This window comes from Butyricicoccus sp. AM32-19, from assembly GCF_003480365.1.
GTDB lineage: Bacteria > Bacillota > Clostridia > Oscillospirales > Butyricicoccaceae > Agathobaculum > Agathobaculum butyriciproducens.
The window spans coordinates 103,439-126,007 of sequence record NZ_QUIX01000008.1; the positions used below are offsets into that span (position 1 = coordinate 103,439).

At 54.8% G+C, this 22,569-nt stretch carries 22 protein-coding genes and 1 tRNA gene; 12 read left to right on the forward strand and 11 right to left on the reverse strand.

The window, feature by feature from the left end:
- Positions 1-5: 5 nt before the first annotated feature.
- Positions 6-926: a nucleotidyltransferase family protein gene (locus DW806_RS08585; RefSeq protein WP_118729689.1), complete on the reverse strand. Its 921-nt coding sequence runs from the start codon at positions 924-926 to the stop codon at positions 6-8.
- A 283-nt stretch (positions 927-1,209) separates the two neighbouring features.
- Between DW806_RS08585 and pyk the strand changes: the two genes are divergently transcribed.
- The 3 genes from pyk to DW806_RS08600 all read left to right on the forward strand — a co-directional run bounded on the left by pyk (position 1,210) and on the right by DW806_RS08600 (position 5,215).
- Complete coding sequence (gene pyk, locus DW806_RS08590) at positions 1,210-2,661, forward strand: pyruvate kinase (protein ID WP_118729690.1); 1,452 nt, start codon at positions 1,210-1,212, stop codon at positions 2,659-2,661.
- Between the two features lie 4 nt (positions 2,662-2,665).
- Complete coding sequence (locus DW806_RS08595; protein WP_118286109.1) at positions 2,666-3,844, forward strand: LCP family protein; 1,179 nt, start codon at positions 2,666-2,668, stop codon at positions 3,842-3,844.
- A gap of 123 nt (positions 3,845-3,967) precedes the next feature.
- Positions 3,968-5,215, forward strand: a complete 1,248-nt coding sequence (locus DW806_RS08600) for a M16 family metallopeptidase (protein ID WP_118729691.1) — start codon at positions 3,968-3,970, stop codon at positions 5,213-5,215.
- On the opposite strand, the gene DW806_RS08605 is transcribed toward DW806_RS08600, so the two are convergent.
- Entirely contained in the window at positions 5,212-5,607 is a 396-nt protein-coding gene (locus tag DW806_RS08605; protein ID WP_118360983.1) for a CBS domain-containing protein, read from the reverse strand. The two genes, DW806_RS08600 and DW806_RS08605, sit on opposite strands and share 4 nt — an antisense overlap.
- A gap of 309 nt (positions 5,608-5,916) precedes the next feature.
- Here DW806_RS08605 and DW806_RS08610 point away from each other — a divergent pair, with 309 nt between their 5' ends.
- Positions 5,917-6,930 carry an ABC transporter substrate-binding protein gene (locus tag DW806_RS08610; protein WP_118729692.1) on the forward strand — a complete coding sequence of 338 codons (1,014 nt, stop codon included), beginning with the start codon at positions 5,917-5,919 and terminating at the stop codon, positions 6,928-6,930.
- A 464-nt stretch (positions 6,931-7,394) separates the two neighbouring features.
- Entirely contained in the window at positions 7,395-7,916 is a 522-nt protein-coding gene (locus DW806_RS08615; RefSeq protein ID WP_118729693.1) for a CarD family transcriptional regulator, read from the forward strand.
- 72 nt (positions 7,917-7,988) lie between these two features.
- On the opposite strand, the gene ppk1 is transcribed toward DW806_RS08615, so the two are convergent.
- The gene (gene ppk1, locus DW806_RS08620) at positions 7,989-10,118 is read right to left on the reverse strand and encodes a polyphosphate kinase 1 (protein WP_118729694.1); all 2,130 of its coding nucleotides are present in this window, start codon (positions 10,116-10,118) and stop codon (positions 7,989-7,991) included.
- Between the two features lie 192 nt (positions 10,119-10,310).
- Here ppk1 and DW806_RS08625 point away from each other — a divergent pair, with 192 nt between their 5' ends.
- The gene (locus DW806_RS08625; protein WP_118480997.1) at positions 10,311-10,943 is read left to right on the forward strand and encodes an inorganic diphosphatase; all 633 of its coding nucleotides are present in this window, start codon (positions 10,311-10,313) and stop codon (positions 10,941-10,943) included.
- 154 nt (positions 10,944-11,097) lie between these two features.
- Here the strand turns inward: DW806_RS08625 and DW806_RS08630 are convergent.
- The 3 genes from DW806_RS08630 to DW806_RS08635 all read right to left on the reverse strand — a co-directional run bounded on the left by DW806_RS08630 (position 11,098) and on the right by DW806_RS08635 (position 13,523).
- Positions 11,098-11,171 (reverse strand) — tRNA-Gly (locus DW806_RS08630).
- Between the two features lie 385 nt (positions 11,172-11,556).
- Positions 11,557-11,679, reverse strand: coding sequence for a hypothetical protein (locus DW806_RS15905; protein WP_279220784.1), 123 nt, complete (start codon positions 11,677-11,679; stop codon positions 11,557-11,559).
- A 200-nt stretch (positions 11,680-11,879) separates the two neighbouring features.
- On the reverse strand, positions 11,880-13,523 hold the full coding sequence (locus DW806_RS08635) for a SulP family inorganic anion transporter (RefSeq protein WP_118729695.1): 1,644 nt from the start codon (positions 13,521-13,523) through the stop codon (positions 11,880-11,882).
- Positions 13,524-13,829: 306 nt separating this feature from the next.
- Here DW806_RS08635 and DW806_RS08640 point away from each other — a divergent pair, with 306 nt between their 5' ends.
- Complete coding sequence (locus tag DW806_RS08640) at positions 13,830-14,327, forward strand: GreA/GreB family elongation factor (protein ID WP_117488359.1); 498 nt, start codon at positions 13,830-13,832, stop codon at positions 14,325-14,327.
- A 256-nt stretch (positions 14,328-14,583) separates the two neighbouring features.
- Here the strand turns inward: DW806_RS08640 and DW806_RS08645 are convergent, their stop codons facing one another.
- Genes DW806_RS08645 through DW806_RS08655 form a run of 3 tightly spaced genes read right to left on the reverse strand, consistent with a single transcriptional unit; the run spans position 14,584 to position 15,481 of the window.
- Entirely contained in the window at positions 14,584-14,823 is a 240-nt protein-coding gene (locus DW806_RS08645; protein WP_118729696.1) for a hypothetical protein, read from the reverse strand.
- A gap of 13 nt (positions 14,824-14,836) precedes the next feature.
- Positions 14,837-15,202: a hypothetical protein gene (locus DW806_RS08650; protein WP_118729697.1), complete on the reverse strand. Its 366-nt coding sequence runs from the start codon at positions 15,200-15,202 to the stop codon at positions 14,837-14,839.
- Between the two features lie 12 nt (positions 15,203-15,214).
- Entirely contained in the window at positions 15,215-15,481 is a 267-nt protein-coding gene (locus DW806_RS08655; protein WP_118729698.1) for a hypothetical protein, read from the reverse strand.
- Between the two features lie 172 nt (positions 15,482-15,653).
- On the opposite strand from DW806_RS08655, the gene DW806_RS08660 reads away from it, so the two are divergent.
- From DW806_RS08660 to DW806_RS08680, 5 genes are all read left to right on the forward strand, one after another.
- Positions 15,654-16,160 (forward strand): metallophosphoesterase family protein, encoded by a 507-nt coding sequence (locus tag DW806_RS08660; RefSeq protein WP_158577993.1) that lies wholly within the window; start codon positions 15,654-15,656, stop codon positions 16,158-16,160.
- Positions 16,161-16,186: 26 nt separating this feature from the next.
- On the forward strand, positions 16,187-17,032 hold the full coding sequence (locus DW806_RS08665; protein WP_118286099.1) for a type III pantothenate kinase: 846 nt from the start codon (positions 16,187-16,189) through the stop codon (positions 17,030-17,032).
- A 322-nt stretch (positions 17,033-17,354) separates the two neighbouring features.
- Positions 17,355-19,277: an aconitate hydratase gene (locus DW806_RS08670; protein ID WP_118729699.1), complete on the forward strand. Its 1,923-nt coding sequence runs from the start codon at positions 17,355-17,357 to the stop codon at positions 19,275-19,277.
- Between the two features lie 106 nt (positions 19,278-19,383).
- Complete coding sequence (locus DW806_RS08675) at positions 19,384-20,541, forward strand: isocitrate/isopropylmalate family dehydrogenase (RefSeq protein WP_118360963.1); 1,158 nt, start codon at positions 19,384-19,386, stop codon at positions 20,539-20,541.
- Between the two features lie 39 nt (positions 20,542-20,580).
- Positions 20,581-21,237 (forward strand): redox-sensing transcriptional repressor Rex, encoded by a 657-nt coding sequence (locus DW806_RS08680; RefSeq protein ID WP_118360961.1) that lies wholly within the window; start codon positions 20,581-20,583, stop codon positions 21,235-21,237.
- Between the two features lie 77 nt (positions 21,238-21,314).
- Here the strand turns inward: DW806_RS08680 and metA are convergent, their stop codons facing one another.
- Together metA and DW806_RS15545 are read right to left on the reverse strand one after the other, a co-directional pair.
- On the reverse strand, positions 21,315-22,229 hold the full coding sequence (gene metA / locus DW806_RS08685) for a homoserine O-acetyltransferase MetA (RefSeq protein ID WP_118729700.1): 915 nt from the start codon (positions 22,227-22,229) through the stop codon (positions 21,315-21,317).
- A gap of 21 nt (positions 22,230-22,250) precedes the next feature.
- Positions 22,251-22,569, reverse strand: a 319-nt coding sequence (locus DW806_RS15545) for a hypothetical protein (RefSeq protein WP_207665003.1), incomplete at its 5' end; no start/stop codon positions are given.

Consider the following 22,569-nt stretch of genomic DNA (forward strand, 5'->3'; position numbering starts at 1 on the left):
GCTTTTTACAGATCAGCGGGGTAATCGCCGTTTTTCGTCATAGCTGCAACGGCAGCGCAGATGGTCGGCTTGTCCTCGCGGTAGGTGACGCCGTACCAACGGGAATCCGTGGTGAGTACCTTTGCGGTCGCCTTTCCGTCCTTGATGAGTGTGTCCACCGCGAACGGCAGATAATACTCTGCCTTCATCGGATTGTTCGGCAGCTTGCCTGCGAAAAACTCACGCAGGCCGTCATCAAGCGAGGGCAGGAACGACGGGGTGAATCCCCAGAGATTGAGCGACACCGGCGTGCCGGGCGCAATCTCACCGGCGGGTGCATCGCCGTCCGCATCATAGCGGATGATGCCGTCCGCATCGCGGTGAATGGCGGTGCGCTCGATGATATGTGCGAGCAGACCGTTTTCGTCTGCGGTGCATACGCCGCGGGAGACCGTGCCATTTTCGGTGAGCGTGTTCTCGACCTGATATCCGACCATGCAGTAACGGAATTTGTCGTCATCCTGTGCGGCAGACAGGTAATCATACATTTTGCGAAATGCATCTGCGCCGTAGAAGTCATCCGCGTTGATAACGGCGATCGGGCAGCCGGCGGTCAGCTCCTTTGCACACCACACGGCATGCGCGGTGCCGAGCGGCTTCTCACGGCCTTCCGGTGCGGTCAGACCGTCCGGCAGATTGTCGAGCGTTTGATAAGCGTAGTCCACCTGCATGAAGCGGCGCGCCTTTTTGCCGATGGCGTCCTCGAACGCCTCGTGCAGCTCGGGACGGATGATGAATACCACGCGGTCAAAGCCTGCACGGTGTGCATCGTAGATGGAATAATCGAGCAGAATCTGTCCGTTCGGACCGATCGGGTCGATCTGCTTGAGTCCGCCGTAGCGCGAGCCCATACCTGCCGCCATGATCACCAAAACCGGATTTGCCATAGTCTATATCCTCCTAAAGAACCTTATCTATTTATACAGATAAAGCATTTCATTCATGTTTTTCATACTCTCAAACGGGAATACTTCTTTATTATACAAGAGCGTATCATAAAACACAAGATGTTTGCGGTGCGGGTCTGCTTTTTTGTCGAAAAGCATGAAAATCCAAATGGGGTTCGGGTGATGATTGCAAAGTGTCGGGAAAACTGCTAAAATAAAAAACGTATACGTATAGAGAATTTTATTATTAAAACCATATTGTTATAGAGAGGAATATGTTTCGATGCGCAAAACGAAGATTATCTGCACGCTTGGTCCCGCAACTGATGCTGTACTGCCCGAGATGATCAAGGCAGGCATGAATGTTGCCCGTATGAACTTCAGCCACGGCTCTCATGAGGAGCACAAGGCTCGCATGGACGCCGTTAAGGCAGCCCGCAAGGAGCTTGGCATGCCGGTCGGCATTATGCTGGATACCAAGGGTCCGGAGATCCGTACCAAGACCTATAAGGACGGCAAGATCGAGATTGTTGAGGGTCAGGAGTTTACGCTGACCACCCGCGATATCGAGGGTGACAACACCATCGTTTCCATCACCTACGAAGGCCTGCCGAACGACGTTCAGCCGGGCACCCGCATCCTGATCGACGACGGTCTGGTTGCATTCGAGGTCGAGGAGATCAAGAACGGCACCGACATTGTGTGCAAGGCGCTCAACGGTGGCCCGCTCTCCAACCGCAAGTCCATCAACGTACCGGGCATCAAGCTGAACATGAAGTTCGTTTCCGATAAGGACCGTGAGGATATTGAGTTCGGTCTGTCTCAGGACATCGACTTTATCGCTGCTTCCTTCACCCGTTCCGCACAGGACGTCCGCGACATCAAGGAGATCCTCAAGGCACACGGCAAGGAAGATGTTGAGATCATCTGCAAGATCGAGAACATGGAAGGCGTAAACAACGTACAGGAGATTCTCGATGAGGCAAACGGCATCATGGTAGCCCGCGGCGACCTTGGCGTTGAGGTTCCGTTTGAGGAGCTGCCGGAGATCCAGAAGTCCATCATCAAGACCTGCATTTCCCGTGGCAAGCGCGTTGTAACCGCTACCCAGATGCTCGAGTCCATGGCTAAGAACCCGCGCCCGACCCGTGCAGAGGTTTCCGACGTTGCAAACGCTGTTTACGACGGCACCTCCGCTATCATGCTGTCCGGTGAGACCTCTGTCGGCAAGTATCCGGTAGAGACCGTTCGCACCATGAGCCGCATCGCAGAGAACGCAGAGAAGACCATCCACTACGACCGCCGCCGTGTAACCCGTCTTGAGTTCCAGAACATGGACGTAGACGGCGACACGAAGACGCTGGCAATCTCGCACGCAACCTGCTCTACCTCCGCTGATCTGGGCGTTAAGGGCATTGTAGCGTTTACCGAGTCCGGTTCTACCGCTCGCGCTGTATCCACCTACCGTCCGGGCGCGCCGATCATCGCCGCTACCCCGAGTGAAAAGACCTTTAACCGCCTGACCATGTCCTGGGGCGTAAAGCCGATTCTGGTTGAAAAGCGCCCGCAGTCCGGCACTGAGCTGTACCATCTGTCCGAGAAGGCAGCGGTAACTGCGCTCGATCTGCGCGTTGGCGACGTTATCACCATCACCGCAGGTATGCCGGTAGGCGAGGTTTACTACACCAATACCCTGCGTGTACACGAACTGACCGAGAAGTCTTTCGAGGACTAACACTATGTCTTTCAAACGCTTGCAGCGTGCATTGTTCCGCACGATGGCCGCTGTTGTGGCGCTGGCGATCCTGTTCTGCATCGGATTGTACGGCTACCGCACGATGTTCGGCTATACCTATGACTCCTCGCTGTCCGATGAAGATCTGGCGGCGAGCGTCACAGCGGACGAAAATATTACGAATATTGCATTGTTCGGTCTGGATACCCGCGAGGGCGACAAGCAGAGTCATTCGGACTGCATGATGATCGTTACCGTGGACAACACGCGCGGCAAGATCAAGCTCATCAGCCTGATGCGCGATTCTCTGGTAGATATCGACGGCTACGGTGAGGACAAGCTGAATGCGGCGTATTTCCGCGGCGGTCCGAGTCTTGCCATCCGCACCATCAACGAGAATTTCGGCACGGATATCAAGGATTACGTTGCCGTAGACTTCGAGCAGCTGGTGCAGATCGTAGACGCGATCGGCGGCGTGGATATCGACGTGCAGAACGATAACGAGCTGAAGGAGCTCAACCGTGTCATCAAGGACTACGGCGCAGAGCGGGGCAAGGAGTTCTCCGGCGTGGAGAAGACCGGCCTGCAGACGCTGGACGGCGTGCAGGCGCTGTGCTATGGCCGTATCCGCAAGGGCGATACCGGCGATGACTGGGCGCGCGTGGAGCGTCAGAGCGTTGTGCTGAACGCCATCTTCACCAAGCTGCAGAGTGCAAGCGCCACCGAGCTGATCGGCAGCATGCGCAAGCTGGTTCCGTATGTCACGACCTCGCTTTCGCCGACTGATATGGCGTCGCTGATCGTCGGCGCGGTCAAGAACGGCATTCCGACACTTGAGCACACCCGTATTCCGGTGGATGGCGAGTGGAGTTATTCCGGTAATTCCGGCGAGTATATCACCTACGATCTGGACGTTGCAGCCGACCATATCCATGCATACATCTATGATGACGCGGATATCAGCAGCGGCACGACCGACGATGATACCGGCACGGACAGCAAGTCCGATACGGATACGACCGATTCGTCCAAGAGCACGGATACCAAGTCGAATACCACTGCTGTGGATCCGGAATCCCTTGTGGAGGAAGGCGGCTGGTACGATTCCGACACCGGTGACTATTATGATTGCGATGGTGACCGATACAGTCTGGACGAAAACGGGAATAAGGTGTATTATTAAACTTGTGATCGTTAGAGAACGAAGCAGGGGACATGACGACGATCATGTCCCCTGTTCTTATATGGCGATAACTGCTATAAGAAATAGAGAGAAAGAGTACAAACAGAAAGCAGGTAAAAACCTATGTATGTAAAACGAATTCTCCCGAACGGTGTGCGCTTGATTACCGAACGGATCGATAACATGCGCACGGTGTCGGTCGGCATCTGGGTCGGCAACGGCAGCCGATACGAACCCGCAGAGCTCGGCGGCGTATCGCATTTCATCGAGCACATGATCTTCAAGGGCACAGAAAAACGCTCTGCCCGCCATATTGCAATCGCGATCGACGCATTAGGCGGGCAGGCGAATGCATTCACAGATAAGGAATGCACCTGCTACTATATGAAGGTTCTGGACAGCCGGCTGAAAAACGGAGTGGCTCTGCTGGCGGATATGTTCCTGCATTCCCGCTTTGCACAGGAGGATCTGGAGCTGGAGCGCGGTGTCGTTCTCGAGGAGATCGACATGTACGAGGATTCTCCGGAGGATGTCGCCATCGACAAGCTGTTCGAGCGCTGCTACGACGGTTCGGCACTCGGCCGCCCAATCCTCGGCACGGCGGAAACGCTCGAGCTGATGACCTCGGAAACACTGCACAAGTATATGCGCGAATATTACCGCCCGCAGGATACAGTTGTTGCGGTTTCCGGCCACTTTACCGATGATGATCTCGACTTTATCGAGGAGCTGTTCTCTGAGATGGAGGGCGAGGGCAAAAACGTTATCACACCGGCAGCCTATCAGCCGAGCCTGTTCCTGAGGGACAAGGAGATCGAGCAGAACCACCTGTGCCTGTCCTTTCCGGGCGTATCGCTTGTCAGCGAGGACCGCTTTACAATGAACCTGCTTAGCTCCATCCTTGGCGGCGGCATGTCGTCCCGCCTGTTCCAGAGCGTGCGCGAGCAGAACGGCCTGTGCTACTCCATCTACACGTTCACCACGCCGCATCTGGATACCGGCCTGCTGTCCATCTACACCGGTCTGGGACAGGAAACCGAGCGAAAGGCGCTCGATCTCATCCTGCGTGAACTCGATGAATTCTGCCAGAACGGCCCGGCGCCGGATGAACTGTCGCGCTGCCGTGAGCAGGTCAAGACAACGCTGCTCATGGGTCTGGAGAACACCGGCAACCGCATGATGACCATTGGCCGCAGCGAGCTGCTGCGCGGCGAGGTATCCAAGATCGAGGAAGTGCTCGATTCCTACGACAGTGTGACCGCAGATGATATCCTGAACCTTGCCCGCCGTGTGTTCGACCGCTCGAAGGCTTCTCTGGCCGTTGTCGGTCAGCCGGACAGCGAGGATACATACCGCGAACTGCTGCGCTAATTACCGAGCTGCTTGCACAGATAGGTGATCACATCCCGACGGGTGACAATGCCGCAGAAGATACCGCGTCCGTCCACTACAGGTACAAAATTCTGCGCTGTGACCAGATCGACCATATCCTCCATGCGTGCATCAATGCTTACCGAGCGGTGGTGTATCCGCAGTTCAACCTGACCGACGGTCAGCTGTTCGAGGGTTTCCTTCGGGTAATGCAGCACTAGCCGCAGAAAATCACCTTCGGTAATCGTTCCGGCGTATTTGCCCTTGGCGTCTACCACCGGAATCGCTGTGAAGCCGCTGCGGAGCATGTCGTCAATGGCCTTCTGCACCGGGCAGCTTTCGGTTAAGTAGGAAACCTCTACCTTGGGTTTCAGGAAGAACGAAATATTCATAGTATCGCTCCTTAAAAATTGTAATATAAATCGTAGCAGAGCAGCACCGTGAAGCTGATTCACCGGTGCTGCTTTTGTTACCTCTATTGTACGATAGACAGGAGCGAGGGTCAACTGGAATTTGACAATCCTTACAGATTGTTAACAAATTGCAAAGTTGATATTGTAAAAAATGACGGATAGATAATTCTTATCGTAAGAAAATTAAACGGTATACTTGACTTGCACTCTTTTAACTGCTAAAATGATGAAGTAACAGAAGTGCAAAAGTTCTGTGAAAAGTAAAATTTGAACAAAGAAGGGTTTCCCATGAAGAAGAGATTACTCGCAGCGCTGATGGCTGGCGCCATGGCACTCACGATGACTGCCTGCGGCGGCAGCAGCTCCGGCAGCGATGACAGCAATGCAGCCTCCGGCAGCGATTCCGGTTCGGCTGGCAGCTATAAGGTAGGCATTGTTCAGCTGGTTCAGCATGAGGCGTTGGATGCGGCTACGCAGGGTTTCCAGGATAAGCTGAAGGAGCTGGTTGAGGCAGACGGCGGCGAGGTCAAGTTTGACTCGCAGAACGCCTCCGGCGAGTCCGCAAACTGCACCACCATCGTAAACGGCTTTGTTTCCGCGGGTGTGGACCTCATTATGGCGAACGCTACCGCAGCACTGCAGGCAGCACAGGCCGGCACCTCTGATATTCCGATCCTCGGCACTTCGGTAACCGACTACGGCACCGCACTCGGCGTATCCGACTGGACCGGCAAGACCGGCACCAACATCTCCGGTACTACCGATCTTGCACCGCTCGACGGTCAGGCCGACATGCTCAAGGAGCTGTTCCCGGATGCCAAGAACGTAGGTCTGCTGTACTGCTCCGCTGAGCCGAACTCCAAGTACCAGATCGACACCATCAAGCCGCTGCTTGAGAAGCTGGGTTACACCTGCACCGAGTATGCGTTCACCGACTCCAACGACGTTGCTTCCGTAGCGCAGAAGGCTGCTGCGGCAAGCGATGTTATGTATATCCCGACCGATAACACCGCTGCTTCCTGCACCGAGGCAATTGCAAACGTTGTTATCCCGGAAAATATTCCGGTTATCGCAGGCGAGCAGGGCATCTGCAACGGCTGCGGCGTAGCTACCCTGTCGATCGACTACTACGAGCTGGGTCAGGCTACCGGCGAGATGGCTTACGAGATCCTCGCCAACGGTGCAAACCCGGGCGATATGGAAGTACAGTCTGCACCGAACTTTACGAAGATGTACAACAAGGCTAACTGCGAGAAGCTGGGCATCACCGTTCCGGATGATTACACGGCAATCGAAGGCTAAAAGCTGAAATCCAAAGCACCGTACTTTATGTACGGTGCTTTGGTTTGTCAATAAAGTCCGTTTTAGCGCTGCTGCCGCGCGGCAGCGCGCATGAAATAGCATTTGCGGCGCAAATGCATGAAAACCGGGGGCGTGTACCTCGGTTTTCATACTTTCAGAGGGAGAAAGTTTCCGTATGGGAACTTTCGGACGTCCGTGTTTTGCAAAGTCAAAACACAGATTGTCGGAAAAACGAAGTTTTTCGACAGTCTCAGCACCGTACTTTATGTACGGTGCTTTTTCATATGCAGGAGAAATTTTGCGCACGGACGTGCGGTTTTACAGCGAAAATATACGTCAAATTGCCGAAAAATGAGGAAAAGAGCAAATAAAACTTACAATTTGCAAGAAAATGTGCTATAATTATATCAGAAAAAGTGGATAACGGAAACAGAATGAAACGCGATGTGTGAGGAGGCATCTTGATGTATCAGGCAGGAGAGTTCATTGTGTACGGAACCAACAGTGTGTGCCGGGTAGAGTCAATCGGCAAGCCGCCGTTCGAGACCGAGGAGGATAAGCTGTACTATACGCTGGTACCGGTAACGGGCACGGAGACCATCTATATTCCGACGGATTCGCCGGTGTTTACCCGTCCGGTAATCTCCCGCGAAAAAGCAGAGGAACTTATCAACTCTATTCCTGACATCGAAGAGGACCACTTTGTCTGCCATAGTGTCCGCATGGCGAATGAGCATTATCAGGCGGCGCTGCAGAGCCACGACTGCGAGGAGCTTGTGCAGCTGATCAAGACGGTTTACGCCAAGTCGCGCCGGCACGGACGCCGTGTCAGTCAGGTCGATCAGCGCTACCGCAAGCGTGCCGAGGAACTGCTCAACAGCGAGCTTTCGGTTGCACTCGGTATTCCGCTCAAGGAAGTTCCGGCGTACATCAATCAGAAGATTGGCAAGTCGGAAAAAAAGACGGCAAAGAAAACTGAAGAATAAATAGAAAAAGAGAGGCTTTGAAGCCTCTCTTTCAGTCTGTCGGGAAAACGAAGTTTTCGACAGTCCATTTGTTCAGGAACCGGAGAACCATTTTCGGATTTTCTCGAGGAAACCCGGATGCGGCGCAGGCTGTGCGGCCTGTTTGCGGGCGTTCTCAATGGCCTGCTGCATAAGCAGATCCTGTGCGCAGATGGGGTCCTGAACGGCAGGCTTTTTGCAGTAGGTGCCGTCCGGCTGCAGCACACGCGCCTTGACAGTATCGTGCTGCATGGCATAGAGAATATCATGCAGGCGGGCGCGGACGGCAGGATTGTCAATCGGACAGGCAACTTCAACACGGCGTTCAGTGTTGCGCGTCATCAGATCGGCGGAGGAGATATACATTTTTTCCTCGTCACCGCGGCCGAACACATAAATGCGGGAATGCTCAAGAAAACGTCCGACAATGCTCGTCACTGTGATGTTCTCGGTGTGGCCCGGCACACCGGGCAGCAGGCAGCAGATGCCGCGCACGATCATCTCGACTGTGACGCCTGCGCAGGATGCCTCCCGCAGCTTGGCGATTACATCGATATCGGTCAGCGAATTGAACTTGAGCAGGATGTAACCGTCCTTGCCTTTGGCAATCTGCTCGTCCATCAACGCCAGAATGTTGTTTTTCAGGCTGGTCGGCGCGACGAACAGGCGGCTGTAGCGTCCGGACAGGTTGCCGAGCGCCATGTTGTTGAAGAACGCGCCTGCGTCCTGACCGATGCGTTCATCCGCCGTGATGAGCGACACGTCCGTGTACTGCTTGGCGGTTTTCTCGTTGTAGTTGCCGGTGCCGACCTGCGTAATATGGCGGACGGTTCCGCGTTCTCTGCGGGTGATCAGGCAGATCTTGGAGTGCACCTTGTAATCCTCAAAGCCGTAAATGATCTTGCAGCCGGCTTCTTCCATGCGTTCGGACCAGTCGATGTTGTTCTGCTCGTCAAAGCGCGCGCGCAGCTCGATGAGTGCGGTAACGTCCTTGCCGTTTTCGGCGGCAGCACACAGGTATTCGACCAGCTTTGCCTTGCTTGCCAGCCGGTAAATCGTGATGCGGATCGCCAGTACAGCCGGGTCGTTTGCCGCCTCACGAATCATCTGCAGGAACGGCTCCATGCTCTCATACGGATAGGACAGCAGAATATCCCGCTGCAGAGCGGCCTTGAGCAGACTCTGACCGGCAGACAGCATGGCCGGCTGCTGCGGCGTGAAGGGCGCGTCGCTGAGAAACGCACGCTTTTTTTCCGGCAGGTGTTCGCCGAGCGAGAACGCATATCCGAGCTTGAGCGGTGCTGTGCGCGACAGGAAAATCTGTGCATCGCTGACCTCAAAGCGGCTGCGGAAGTGCTCTTTGAAATGGTCGCTGATGGGACGGCTGATCTCCACGCGCACGACAGCCATGCGGCGGCGCTGCCGCAGCAGCTTTTCCATCTTTTTGCGAAAATCTCCGCCTTCTACGCCGAAGGTCTCGTCGTCTACCTGAATATCCGCATTGCGGGTAACGCAGAGCACGGTCTTTTCAAGTACATCGTACATTTCGAACACATGGTCAGCGTAGGCGAGCAGAATGTCCTCGGTGAGAATATAGCGCGACGGTGTCTCCGGCAGGAACACAACCGGCGGCAGCGATGCGGGCACGGGCAGAAGACCGAGCCGTTCGGTCTTTTTGTGGCTGAGCAGCGCGGCAATATGCAGCACCTTGCCCTCAAGGTGCGGGAACGGATGGTGCGAGTCCACGATCTGCGGCGAAAGCACCGGCGCAATGATATCCTTGAAATACCGCTTGATGTATTTCTGTTCGTCCGGCGCAAGCGAATCCATTGTCAGTCGGCGCAGACCGATCGCACTCAGTTTGCTGTCCACATCGGAGAACGCCGCATCACGACGTGCATAGAGCGGCTCAACCGCCTTGTAGATCAGATGCAGCTGCTCTTTGGCGGTCAGACCGGATTTGCTGTCGGTATGCCCTTTGTCCACGGCGGCCATGTCGCACAGGCTGCCGACACGGATCATGAAGAACTCATCCAGATTACTGGTAAAGATTGCGAGGAATTTGAAACGCTCGAGCAGAGGCACGTTCTCATCCTCCGCCTCGGCGAGCACGCGGGCGTTGAACTGCAGCCACGAAAACTCACGGTTCTGGGTGTAGCCCTGCTCCCAAATCTTCTGTGTCATATCATGTCCCCCTTCGTGGTGGCATACGCCGTCATTTTATAGTTACTATTATACTGCGCTTTTGTAAAGGAACAATGTGTTTCATGTAAAATGCATAAAAAGTTTCTTTCCTCCGCAGGTCTTGCGGGAAATGAAAAGGTCTGTTATACTGTGGATATAAAATAAGAAGAAAGAGGGAGAAAATCAGATATGATCAACATCTGGCATGACATTGATCCGAGTCGCGTAACGCCGGAGAGCTTTACGGCAGTCATTGAAATTCCGGCAGGCAGCAAGAAAAAGTATGAGCTGGACAAGCAGACCGGCCTGCTGCGGCTGGATCGTATTCTGTATACTTCAACGCATTATCCGGCCAATTACGGCTTTATTCCGCGCACTTATGCGGGCGACGGCGATCCGCTGGATGTGCTCGTGCTGTGCAGTGAAACGCTTGACCCGATGGTCGAGGTGGACTGCTATCCGATCGGCGTGATCCGCATGATTGATGATGACGAGATCGACGATAAGATCATCGCCATTCCGTTTGAGGACCCGAACTGGAACTATTATCATGATATCGACCAGCTGCCGCCGCATCATGGCAACGAGATCGCGCATTTCTTCGAGATTTACAAGAGTCTGGAGCACAAGTACACCGCAACGTCGGACGCGCTGACGCGCTCGGTGGCAGTCAAGGTGATCAAGGACTGTATCGAGCGATATGAGGTTCATTACTGCGGCAAGTGTCCGAGCAAGGAATACGAGTCGGAGAAAAAGCGCCTCAAGGAAGAAAAGAAGGAAGCCAAGGAGAAGGAAAAGCTCATTAAGGATATCCGCAAAGGCTAAGTACATAGAGCCGAGGACAGCTTTCGCATCAACGAGCGGCGTGACACGGGTCTCTCCGAGGAGCTTCTCTTGCTCTTCGGGCGAAACCGTGCGTTTGATTCGGCACCCGTTATATGAAAAAAACACAGCCATCCATTTGGATGGCTGTGTTTTTTGGAGCAGGGTACGGGAATCGAACCCGCCTCTGTGGCTTGGGAAGCGACCGTTCTACCGATGAACTAACCCTGCAGACAACAGTATTATTGTAAAGGTCTGACGGGCTTTTGTCAAGTGCCCGGACGGGGAATCCGTGGTGTTTTCACCGCCCAAACCGGAAAAAAGACCGCTGTACAATCATACAGCGGTCTCAGTCTGTCGAAAAAGCAGCATTTCAACTCTTGTGCTTTGTGCGGCAGCACGCATAAAATAGAATTTGCGGAGCAAATTCATAAATTCCGGGGGCGTGTACCTCGGAATTTATACAAGGGAAGAAAAAATGTGCCTGCAAGGCGCGGTTTTTCTTCGAAATTCGATCGAAAGCGTGGTTTCGATCGAGAGGCTGCTCGGAAAACGTTAGTTTTTCGACAGCCTCAGACCGCTGTACAATCATACAGCGGTCTTTCTATTGTTTATCTTACTTGCGGGTCTTGGAGAAATCGCGGCAAGCCATGCTGCCTCTCCAGGAGTAGCTGGGGTTCTGCATAAACATGGATTCAGCGATCATACCGAGCGTGCGGATGTAATTTTTCTTAGTCATGATAATCAGCCTCCTTTAATCCGTCTTCTGACGGTGCTGCTAACATTTTTTCTGTTCTTTCTGATTACGATATTATTATAGCGCATTTCAGAAAAAACGCAATACGCAATTTCGTTATATTGCATTAAAACCATGAAAAGAATTTGTATAATATCCACAAGAGAAAAGGCGCATGTCTCAAACATACGCCTTGTGCATTGTTACTTTTTGCCGGTATACGGACGAAGGTCCAGCAGAGCACGCTCTACGCTCCAGTAGAAGCCCTGTTCACCGACCATATCATAAATACCGGAGCGGTGCATCATATTCATGGCACTGCTCGGCAGGCCACACAGTACGATATCCACGCCGTTTTCGTGCAGCGAACGAAGAATATCCATCAGCGCCTGTGCCGCCGAAATATCAATATACGGCACGCCGCGCATGGACAGCAGCAGCGTATCACAGGTGCCGACACGCTCGGTCAGCTGCTCGATGGTGTCGATGTTGGCGAAGATCAGCGGACCGGTGATGTAAGCGACCATTGCGTTGCGGTAACGCTCGTTCAGCGCCTCGTCGTTGCTCTTGATGCGGGACATGTCAACACGCTCGTAGTTGATCTGCAGCTTGGACAGACGGGCAACCATCAGGATCAGACCGAGACCGACACCGACTACGATCGCAACCGTCAGGTCGAATACGATGGTGCAGATCATGGTGACGATAAATTTCGCCATGGCACCCTTGAAACGGTGGCTGAACATGTACTTGATGGCGTGCCATTCGTTCATGCGCCATGCTGTGACCATCAGCACGCCTGCCAGACCGGCCAGCGGCACATTCTGAATGACCGGCGCGAGCAGAAACATCATGATCAGCAGACCGACCGCATGGAAGATACCGGTCAGACGGGTCTGCGCACCCGAGCGAACTGCTACCGAGGTACGCGCCAGAGCGGCAGTTGCCGGAATGCCGCCGAACATCGGCAGCACCATGTTGCCGACGCCCTGTGCGAACAGCTCCTGATCGTTGTTGAGCTTGACGCCGGTCGCGCGGCCGGCAGACGCACCGCACAGCAGGCTTTCGAGCATGTTCAGCACCGCGATGGAGAATGCCGGCGCCAGCAGAGCAGGAACCGTGTTCCAGTCAATCTGTGCCGGAGACAGACGATCCGGCAGCATGAGCGTTTTCGGAATCTCGCCGACGGTTGCGATATCGAGCTTCAGAATCATCGTTGCCGCAGTTGCGATGATAATGCCGATGAGCGAAGCCGGTACGACCGCGTTCCACTTTTTCGGGAAGAACACCATCAGCAGAACGACAAAAAGCGCGATCAGCGTGGTAGCAATATCCGGATGAAAGCCGAGATCCTTATACGAGATGATCTTCGCAATCGCACTGGCCCCTTCCGAGTGCGTGCCGAAGAAGTTGTCGATCTGACCCATCGCGATAATGACCGCAATACCCGAGGTAAAACCGGTGATAACCGGCGCGGGTACGAAGGCGGTCAGGTTGCCGAGGTGCAGCACCGCCGCAAGGATGAGCAGCGCACCGGCGAGAAAGGTTGCCACGAACATGCCCTGCATGCCGTAGGTCGCGATCAGCGAGCCGAGAATGGCTGCCATAGCACCGGTCGGACCGGAAATCTGATAATAGCCGCCGGTCAGCGCCGAAATGATAAGACCGGCAACAATCGCCGTAACCAGGCCGCAGGCCGCTGTTGCACCGGCCGATACACCGAACGCCAGTGCCAGAGGCAGCGCCACTGCCGCAACGGTCAGACCAGCCATCAGGTCCTTGGCCAGCTTTTGCCCGTTGTAGCCCTTGAATTCCTGCTGAAGCTGCCGCAAAAATGCAGTTCCCATGATGTTTTCATTCCCCTTTTTGTGATTCTCCCGTACACAGCAAAAAAGCAGGGCGGCCAACGGAAAACGTCAGCACCCTGCTTTGTGGTGTACAGGCGTATAGCAACAGTATATCATATGGAAAACGATACAGCAAATAAAAATGGCGGAAAATAGAAAATTGTGCAAATTGTTGAACATTCTGCGCGGTTATCACGCAAATTTAACCATGCGGAAATTTGACGGGAGGACAGGCGTTGCAAAATTCCGCCAAACAGCATATAATCTAAGGCATGAGCATGGAAGCATGAAAGGAAATGAAAAGCTATGCATGACGATCTGACCGCACAGGACATTGAAATGATGCAGAAGGAGCTGGACCACCGCAAGCTGGAGCTGATGCCCGAGCTGATCGAGGAGGTCAAGCGCACACGTGCGTTCGGTGACCTGAGTGAAAATTTTGAATACAAAGCCGCCAAGCAGGCGCAGAACCGCAACCGCAGCCGCATCCGCTATCTGGAGCGCATGATTAAATCCGCGCATGTGATTGAGGATAAGGCGGGCGCGGATGAGGTCGGTCTGTTCGATAAGGTGGAGCTGCTGTTTGAGGACGATGATGACACGGATACCATTCAGGTGGTAACGACCGTGCGGTGTGATCCGCTGAACGGCAGAATCAGCTGCAAGGCACCGCTTGGCAAGGCGGTGCTCGGCAAAAAGGTCGGTGACCGGGTGGATGTCACCACCGAAGAGGGCGACAGCTATACTGTTGTGATCAAGTCCATCACCAAGGAGAAGGATGATGGGTCGGGACCTATTTTGTAATTGAAAATGGAGAATGGAAAATGAATGTGCGCACCGAAGGCGCGGATTAAGGCAATACCGCATAATGGAACAAGAGCGGTTTGCGAATAAATTCTGCGTACTGCTGAGGCGCGGTTTCTTGCAATACTTGCCGTATTGCAAGAAATCGCGGCAGCGCGGACAGAGCTGCGCAAGGATAGCGCTCATTCTCAATTATAGCACGCGAATGCAATAAAAAACTGCTGCACATCAACCGTGCGGCAGTTTTTTCATGTACTCACAGCCCAAACAGGAGCAGGGCGGCGGTGAGCAGAAACTGTTCCCAATCCACCACGCCGTCATCGTCCATCAGCAGGAACCACACGATGAGCAGGGCGATCATAGTATCCATGTCCAGCCGGACACCCTGCAGACGCGCATTCAGCGTGCGTCCGAGACCGGAAAAGGTGCTGCTCTGCGGCGGTTCGTTTGTTTCCGGTGCGGTCTGCTCTGCGGCGGCAAGATAGCGGTTATACATGGGTCAGCACCTCCTATAAGGCTCGCGGCGCGGTATCGTCTGCAGAGAGGTTCACCTGTCCGAGTGCCGCGCGCGCCATCCGAGCCATGCTGACCAGACGGAGGGCACGGTCGAACTGGCCGGAGACCTCCTCGGCAACGAACGGCTTGAGCGCACCGAGCAGTGCGCGTTTTTCCGGTTTTACGGCATTCTGCCCGCTCTGCGCGATCGCGCCGATGACCGGAAGCGCCTTCTGCATCATTTCGGAGGCCGGATCGTAGGTGCTCTGCGGCTCTGCCTGTGCGGACGGCTGACCGCCGAGCAGGTCGGACACGGTTTTCATCGCGTTCTGCAGTGACTCCGGGTCGCTCAGCAGCGAGGAAAGCATATCGTTTTCCATCCAAACGCCTCCTTATTTGCCGAAAATGTGCCGAAGCTGTGCGGCCAGCCGCGCACCCTCGGGTGTCTGCATGAGTTTTTGCGCTGCCTGTGCTGCGCTGCGCATGTCACCTCTTTGCGCGGCTTTTGCGGCCTGTTCCAGCTCAGCGGCATGCTGTGCGGACAGCTGCTCGACCGCACGTCTGCCGTCTGCAGTGCCGAGCGCACCGGAAAGCCGTTCGAGCGCCGCGTCTCCACCGGCCTGTGCCGCAAGTCTGCGGAGCAGTTCGTTCTGATTCATTCGCGTCCCGTCCTCTCTCATAAGAAGTTGTTTCATGACAGTATATGCCGCCGGGAGGAGAAGTGTGTGCACAGGGAAATAAATTGTGGCTGATCGCAAGAAAATTACTTTACATCGCGGGATACTCGGTGTAAAATACAGCTATATGTGCGGCGCAGAGAGAGGGAACAACATGAAAGTGCTGATATTTGCAGATTCCCACGGCTATAACATGGCAATGGCCTTTGCGGTAGACAGGGAAGAACCGGATGCGGTCATTCACTTAGGCGATCACGCCGAGGATGCTCGCGAGATCGAGCGCGTGTTCCCGGCCATGCCGATCTACCGCGTGCGGGGCAACAACGATTTTGACCCCGATGTGCCGCTGAATGCGGTTGTGACACCGGGCGGCGTGCGGATTTATATCACGCACGGCCACCGTGAGCGTGTCGGCATGCTGTCGAGCGGCATTGTGCCGCAGCGGGCTTACGAGGAGCACTGCGCGCTTGCTTTTTTCGGGCATACGCACCGCATGATGCTCGAGCGGGAGAACGGCGTGTGGGTATGCAATCCGGGCAGCATCAGTCTGCCGCGCGGCGGCCCGGCCAGCTACGCTCGGCTGACTGTCGAGAACGGACGGGCTGCGCTGCTCGAGCTGGTCGATGAGGACGGCAGTCTGCTGCGAAAAGAGCGTCTGTAAGAGAAATAGAAAATTAGGAGAACATTATGCTTTTAGCAATCGACGTAGGCAACACCAACATGGTGTTCGGTTTATATGACGGAGACAAGCTGCGCGGCTCGTTCCGCATTTCCACCAATTCTGAGCGCACCTCGGATGAGCTGGGCATGCTGATCGCGCAGTATTACCACTTCCACGAGATCAGCTGCGCGGAAACGACGGCGGTCGTGATCGCGTCGGTCGTGCCGCCGGTGATGTATACGCTGATCAATGCCATCCGCAAGTATCTGTATGTGCAGCCGGTCATCGCGGGCCGCGATGCGGATATCGGCATTGAAAACTGCTATGCCAACCCGCGCGAGGTCGGCGCGGACCGACTGGTCAACGCGGTTTCTGCGGTTCGCAAGTATGGCAAGCCGCTCATCATTGTGGATATCGGCACGGCGACTACCTTTGACGCCATCGACGAGAACGGCGCGTATCAGGGCGGCGCGATTTTCCCGGGTCTGAAGGTGGCGATGGAGGCGCTGTTCCTCAAGGCGTCCAAGCTGCCGCGCGTGGACATTGAGCGGCCGGAGAATGCCATCGGCAAGACCACTGTGCAGTCCATGCAGTCCGGTGCGGTGCGCGGCTATGTCGGCGCGCTGACCGGCATCATCACGGATATCCAGAAGGAACTGGGCGGCAAGGCAAGAGTAGTCGCTACCGGCGGCATGGGCCGCATGATGGCGGAATACTGCGACCTTATCGACGATGTGGACCCGAACCTGACGCTCGAGGGTCTGCGTCTCATCTACGAGAACAACCGCGAAGCGTTTGAAAACCGCAAGCTGGATATGACCAGCAGCGTCATCGAAGTGACCGAGGAAGGTACATGGCAGGAGAACAAGTGAGTTGAACTGCTGCGAAACCGCTTTTTCGACAAATACAAGTGACTTTCTGCCGAAAACAGTAATTCTGCTGAAAAAACGCAGAAAAAGGCTTGAACTTTTTCAAATCACTGCGGTGAAAAGTGCTTTGCAAAACCGATAGAATGTTGTAAAATAGAAGTGGTTTCGTGTATGCGAACACCACTTCTATTTTTGTTTTTTGGGGCACGGTGCGAGCTGCACCGTGGAGAAGGCTGTGGAAGCCGCAACCACCCATTCTGACGAGAATGGGGCGCGAAAGCGAAAGACTTTCGCGTCGGGACATAAAGGAGCGAAGGAAACACACATGGGTATGACAATCGCGCAGAAGATTTTGAAAGCGCACTTGGTAGACGGCGAAATGGTACTGGGTCAGGAGATCGGTCTGAAGATCGACCAGACGCTGACGCAGGATGCCACCGGCACGATGGCTTATCTCCAGTTTGAGGCGATGGGCGTCGATCAGGTCAAGACCGAGCGCTCGGTCGCTTACATTGACCACAATACCCTGCAGTCCGGCTTCGAGAATGCGGACGACCACAAATATATCGGTTCTGTCGCTAAGAAGCACGGTATCTACTATTCGAAGGCAGGCAACGGCATCTGCCATCAGGTACATCTGGAGCGCTTCGGCGCACCGGGCAAGACCCTGATCGGTTCGGACAGCCATACGCCGACCGGCGGCGGCATCGGCATGCTGGCGTTCGGTGCCGGCGGTCTGGACGTTGCAGTCGCAATGGGCGGCGGCGCGTACTACATCCCGATGCCGAAGATGGTCCGCGTCAACCTGACCGGCAAGCTGTCTCCGTGGGTATCTGCGAAGGACGTTATTCTGGACGTACTGCGCCAGATGACCGTCAAGGGCGGCGTCGGCAAGATCGTAGAGTACGCAGGCGAGGGCGTAAAGACCCTGTCCGTACCGGAGCGCGCCACCATCACCAATATGGGCGCTGAGCTGGGTGCTACCACCTCGATCTTCCCGTCCGACGAGGCAACCAAGAAGTTCCTCGAAGCACAGGGCCGCGGCGACGTATGGGTACCGCTGTCCTCCGACCCGGACGCAGAGTATGACGAGGAGTACACCGTAGACCTGTCCGCACTCGAGCCGCTGGCAGCTATGCCGCATATGCCGGATAACGTCAAGAAGGTATCCGAGATTGGCGAGATCAAGGTAAACCAGTGCTGCATCGGTTCGTGCACCAACTCCTCCTACCACGACATGATGAAGGTCGCTTCCATCCTCAAGGGCAAGACCGTAAGCCCGGAGGTTTCGCTGACCATCAGCCCCGGTTCCAAGCAGGTATTCAATATGCTGGCGCAGAACGGTGCTCTGGCGGATATCATTTCGGCCGGTGCGCGTATCCTTGAATGCGCCTGCGGTCCCTGCATCGGCATGGGCCAGTCGCCGGAGTCCGGCGGCGTATCGCTGCGTACCTTCAACCGCAACTTTGAGGGCCGTTCCGGCACCCAGGATGCACAGATCTTCCTCGTATCTCCGGAGGTTGCAGCAGCGTCTGCACTGACCGGTGTGCTGACCGATCCGCGCACCCTCGGTGAGATGCCGGAGATCGAAATGCCCGAGCATTTCACCATCAATGACAACATGATCGTAAAGCCGGCCGAGAATCCGGCTGAGGTTGAGGTCGTTCGCGGCCCGAACATCAAGCCGTTCCCGCTGGGCAAGGCACTCGAGGCATCCTACACCGGCAAGGTCGTTCTCAAGACCGAGGACAACATCACCACCGACCACATCCTGCCGGCCGGCGCAAAGCTGCTGCCGTACCGCTCGAACGTGCCGTACTACTCCAACTACTGCTTTATCAACGTCGATCCGGAGTTCCCGTCCCGCTGCAAGGAGCAGGGCGGCGGCGTAATTGTCGGCGGCGCAAACTACGGTCAGGGCTCGTCCCGTGAGCATGCAGCGCTCGTTCCGCTGTATCTGGGCGTAAAGGCCGTACTGTGCAAGTCCTTCGCACGAATTCACAAGGCAAATCTGGTCAACTCCGGTATCATCCCGCTGACCTTTGCCGATCCGGCGGATTACGATGCAATCAATCTGCTGGATGAAATCTCTCTGCCGAACGTGCTCGAGGAAGTAAAGAACGGCGAGCAGGTCACCGTTGTTTGCGGCGGCAAGACCTTCAAGGCCGACTGTGAGGTTTCCGAGCGCCAGCGTCACGCACTGCTTGCAGGCGGTACGCTGCTGTACGCACGTCAGCAGAGCAAGTAAGTCAAGACGTTATGCCGGCCGGAGAGCCAAGCGGGTTCTCTGGTCGGACTTGACAGGCATATTTTCTTTTGTTAAAATAATATCAATGGTGTAGGAGGACAAAACCATGTCTATCGACCAGTCTGTTCTGGATAAATTTGAGGCAGTTGTAGAGAGCCAGCGCAAGCGTATCATGGATATGAAGGAGCAGGACGATTTTATTGATTACTCCAAGCTGGACAAGCTGATCATCGGCGTGTGCGGCGGCGACGGCATCGGCCCGATGATCACCGGCATGGCCCAGCATGCGCTGGAGGTTCTGCTGGCAGACAAGGTAAAGGCCGGCAAGGTGGAGTTCCGCGTGATCGACGGTCTGACCATCGAGCGCCGTGCTGAACTCGGCTGCGCAATCCCGCCCGACGTTATGGAAGAGCTGAAGAAGTGCCACGTTATCCTGAAGGGCCCCACCACGACCCCGCGCAAGGGCGATCCGTGGCCGAACGTAGAGTCCGCAAACGTTGCAATGCGCAAGGGTCTCGACTTGTTTGCCAACGTGCGCCCGGTAAAGGTGCCGGAGCTGGGTATCGACTGGACGTTCTACCGCGAGAACACCGAGGGCGGCTACGCTGTCGGCTCTCAGGGCGTACAGATTGATGACGATCTGTTCATCGACTTTACCGTAGCTACCTCGCAGGGCTGCGAGCGTATCGCTCGTCTGGCCTTCGACTATGCGCGCAAGACCGGCAAGAACCGCGTTTCCTGCGTCACCAAGGCGAATATTATCAAAACCACCGACGGCAAGTTCCTCGATACCTGCCAGAAGGTAGCCAAGGAGTATCCGGAAGTACAGTTTGACGACTGGTACATCGACATCATGACCGCAAAGCTGCTCGATGACAAGCGCCGCCGCGACTTCAAGGTCGTTGTTCTGCCGAACCTGTACGGCGACATCATCACCGACGAGGCTGCTGAGATTCAGGGCGGTGTCGGCACGGCAGGCTCTGCCAATATCGGCAAGCGCTATGCGATGTTCGAGGCAATTCATGGCTCTGCGCCGCGTATGGTACAGGAAGGCCGCGCAAAGTACGCGGATCCGTCCTCCGTACTGCGTGCAGCTGTTATGCTGCTTGAGCACATCGGTGAAATCGAACTGGCGAAGAAGCTCGACCGCGCACTTGATATCTGCATGGTAGAGGAGCGCAAGGTTGTTGTTACCGGTCGTGATACCGGTGCAACTGCACAGGAATTTACCGATTATGTGCTGGATACCATCGCTAAGTTGTAATTTACACGAGAAATAGAATTTGAGAGAGGGAGAGGGTCTGTGGAACACAAGCAAGAGGTTTCCAAAGCGGTAATTCAGCGATTGCCTCGCTATTATCGGAATATTTGTGAGCTGAAGGCTGAAGGGGAGCAGCGTATCTCCTCCAAAGCACTGGCAGAGCGCATGGGACTGACCGCTTCGCAGATTCGTCAGGACTTTAACTGCTTCGGCGGCTTTGGTCAGCAGGGCTACGGCTATAATATCGACAAACTGCAGGAGGAGCTGGGTGCGATCATGGGTCTGCGGACCGGCCGCACGGCGATTCTGCTGGGTGCCGGCAACCTCGGTCGTGCACTGCTTAATAACTTTAACTTTTCTGCCAGCGGCTTTGAACTGCTGTGTGCGTTTGACGCAAATCCGCAGCTCATCGGTCAGCGCTTTGGCGGCCATGAGGTACGCAGCGCGGATACGCTTGCGGAGTTTATTGAGCGCAACAAGCCGGATGTGGCGGTGCTCACCATTCCGCGCGGAGATGCCCCGCGTATCGCACACGGTCTGGTAGAGCGCGGTATCCGCGGTCTGTGGAATTTCACCGGCGAGGACCTTCATTTGGAGGGACTGGGCGTTCCGGTCGAAAACGTGCATCTGTCGGACAGCCTGATGACACTGTGCCATCTGGTCGGCGCAGCAGACGAGGGAAGAGAGCAGAACCTGTAAAACGAAAGGGAGTATCTTTTGATACTCCCTTTTTTGTGTGAAAAAAGCCGCTATCCAATGGATGAGCGGCTTTGGTATTACATTTTGTCCAGATAATACGGTGTTGTCTGGTACACATAGTAGTTGACCCAGTTGGTGTAAAACAGGTTGGCATGTGCCTTCCAGGTCACCAGTACGTCCTCGTTGGGATCATCGTTGCGGAAGTAATGGCGCGGCACCTCCGGGTTCATGCCTTTGGCCAGATCACGCTCATACTCCTTTTTGAGCGTGTCGGCGTCGTACTCGCCGTGACCCAGCACAAAGATCTGACGGCCGTTCATTGCCTCTACGATGTGCACACCGGCTTCGTGCGACTCCGCGAGAATGGTCAGACGATCATTTTTGCGGATGTCGGCGGCACGCACCTCGGTGTGGCGCGAGTGCGGTGCGCAGAAGATATCATCGAAGCCGCGCAGCAGCGGCTCCTTCGGCAGCAGAACATGGTGCTTGAAAATACCGGACATTTTCTCGGGCAGCATGTACTTCAGAATACCGTAGTGATAATACAGACCGGCCTGCGCACCCCAGCAGATGTGCAGCGTGGAATGAACGTGCGTTTTAGTCCAGTCCATGATCTCGGTCAGTTCCTTCCAGTATTCGACTTCCTCAAACGGCATGGTCTCTACCGGCGCACCGGTGATGATAAAACCGTCATATTTCTGGTCGCGGATATCGTCGAACGTCTTGTAGAAGGTGAGAAGATGATCCTCCGGCGTATTTTTGGAATGGTACGTTTCGGTCTGGATCAGATCGACCTCGATCTGGATCGGCGTGTTGGATAAACAGCGCAGGATCTGGGTTTCGGTAATGATTTTCAATGGCATCAGGTTGAGTAAACCGATGCGAAGAGGACGAATGTCCTGTGTCGCGGCACGGTGTTCGGTCATAACGAAAATGTTTTCGCTCTCCAATACGGCGCGTGCCGGCAGACTGTCGGCTATCTTGATAGGCAAGCCGACACCTCCTTTTTCTCTTCACAAATCTTTATATAATATATTCAGTATAGCAGATTTACGGCGGTATCTCAAGGGTTTGCATAAAATGCAGAAAAATGAAAAATAGTTATTGACAAAACAGGGGGAACGATGGTATCCTAAATAAGCTGTTTTCAAACAGCGGTTCAGCGTACCAAAAAGAATTTGAAAAAAAGTTCTTGACAAACGGTGAAAAGTTTGGTATTCTGAATAAGCTGTTTCGACAGCGGTCAAAATAGAATCGAGTCGATGAACGAAAATTGATTGAAAAATAAATCGAAAAAAGTTCTTGACAAACGCTTCTGGTTTTGATATACTA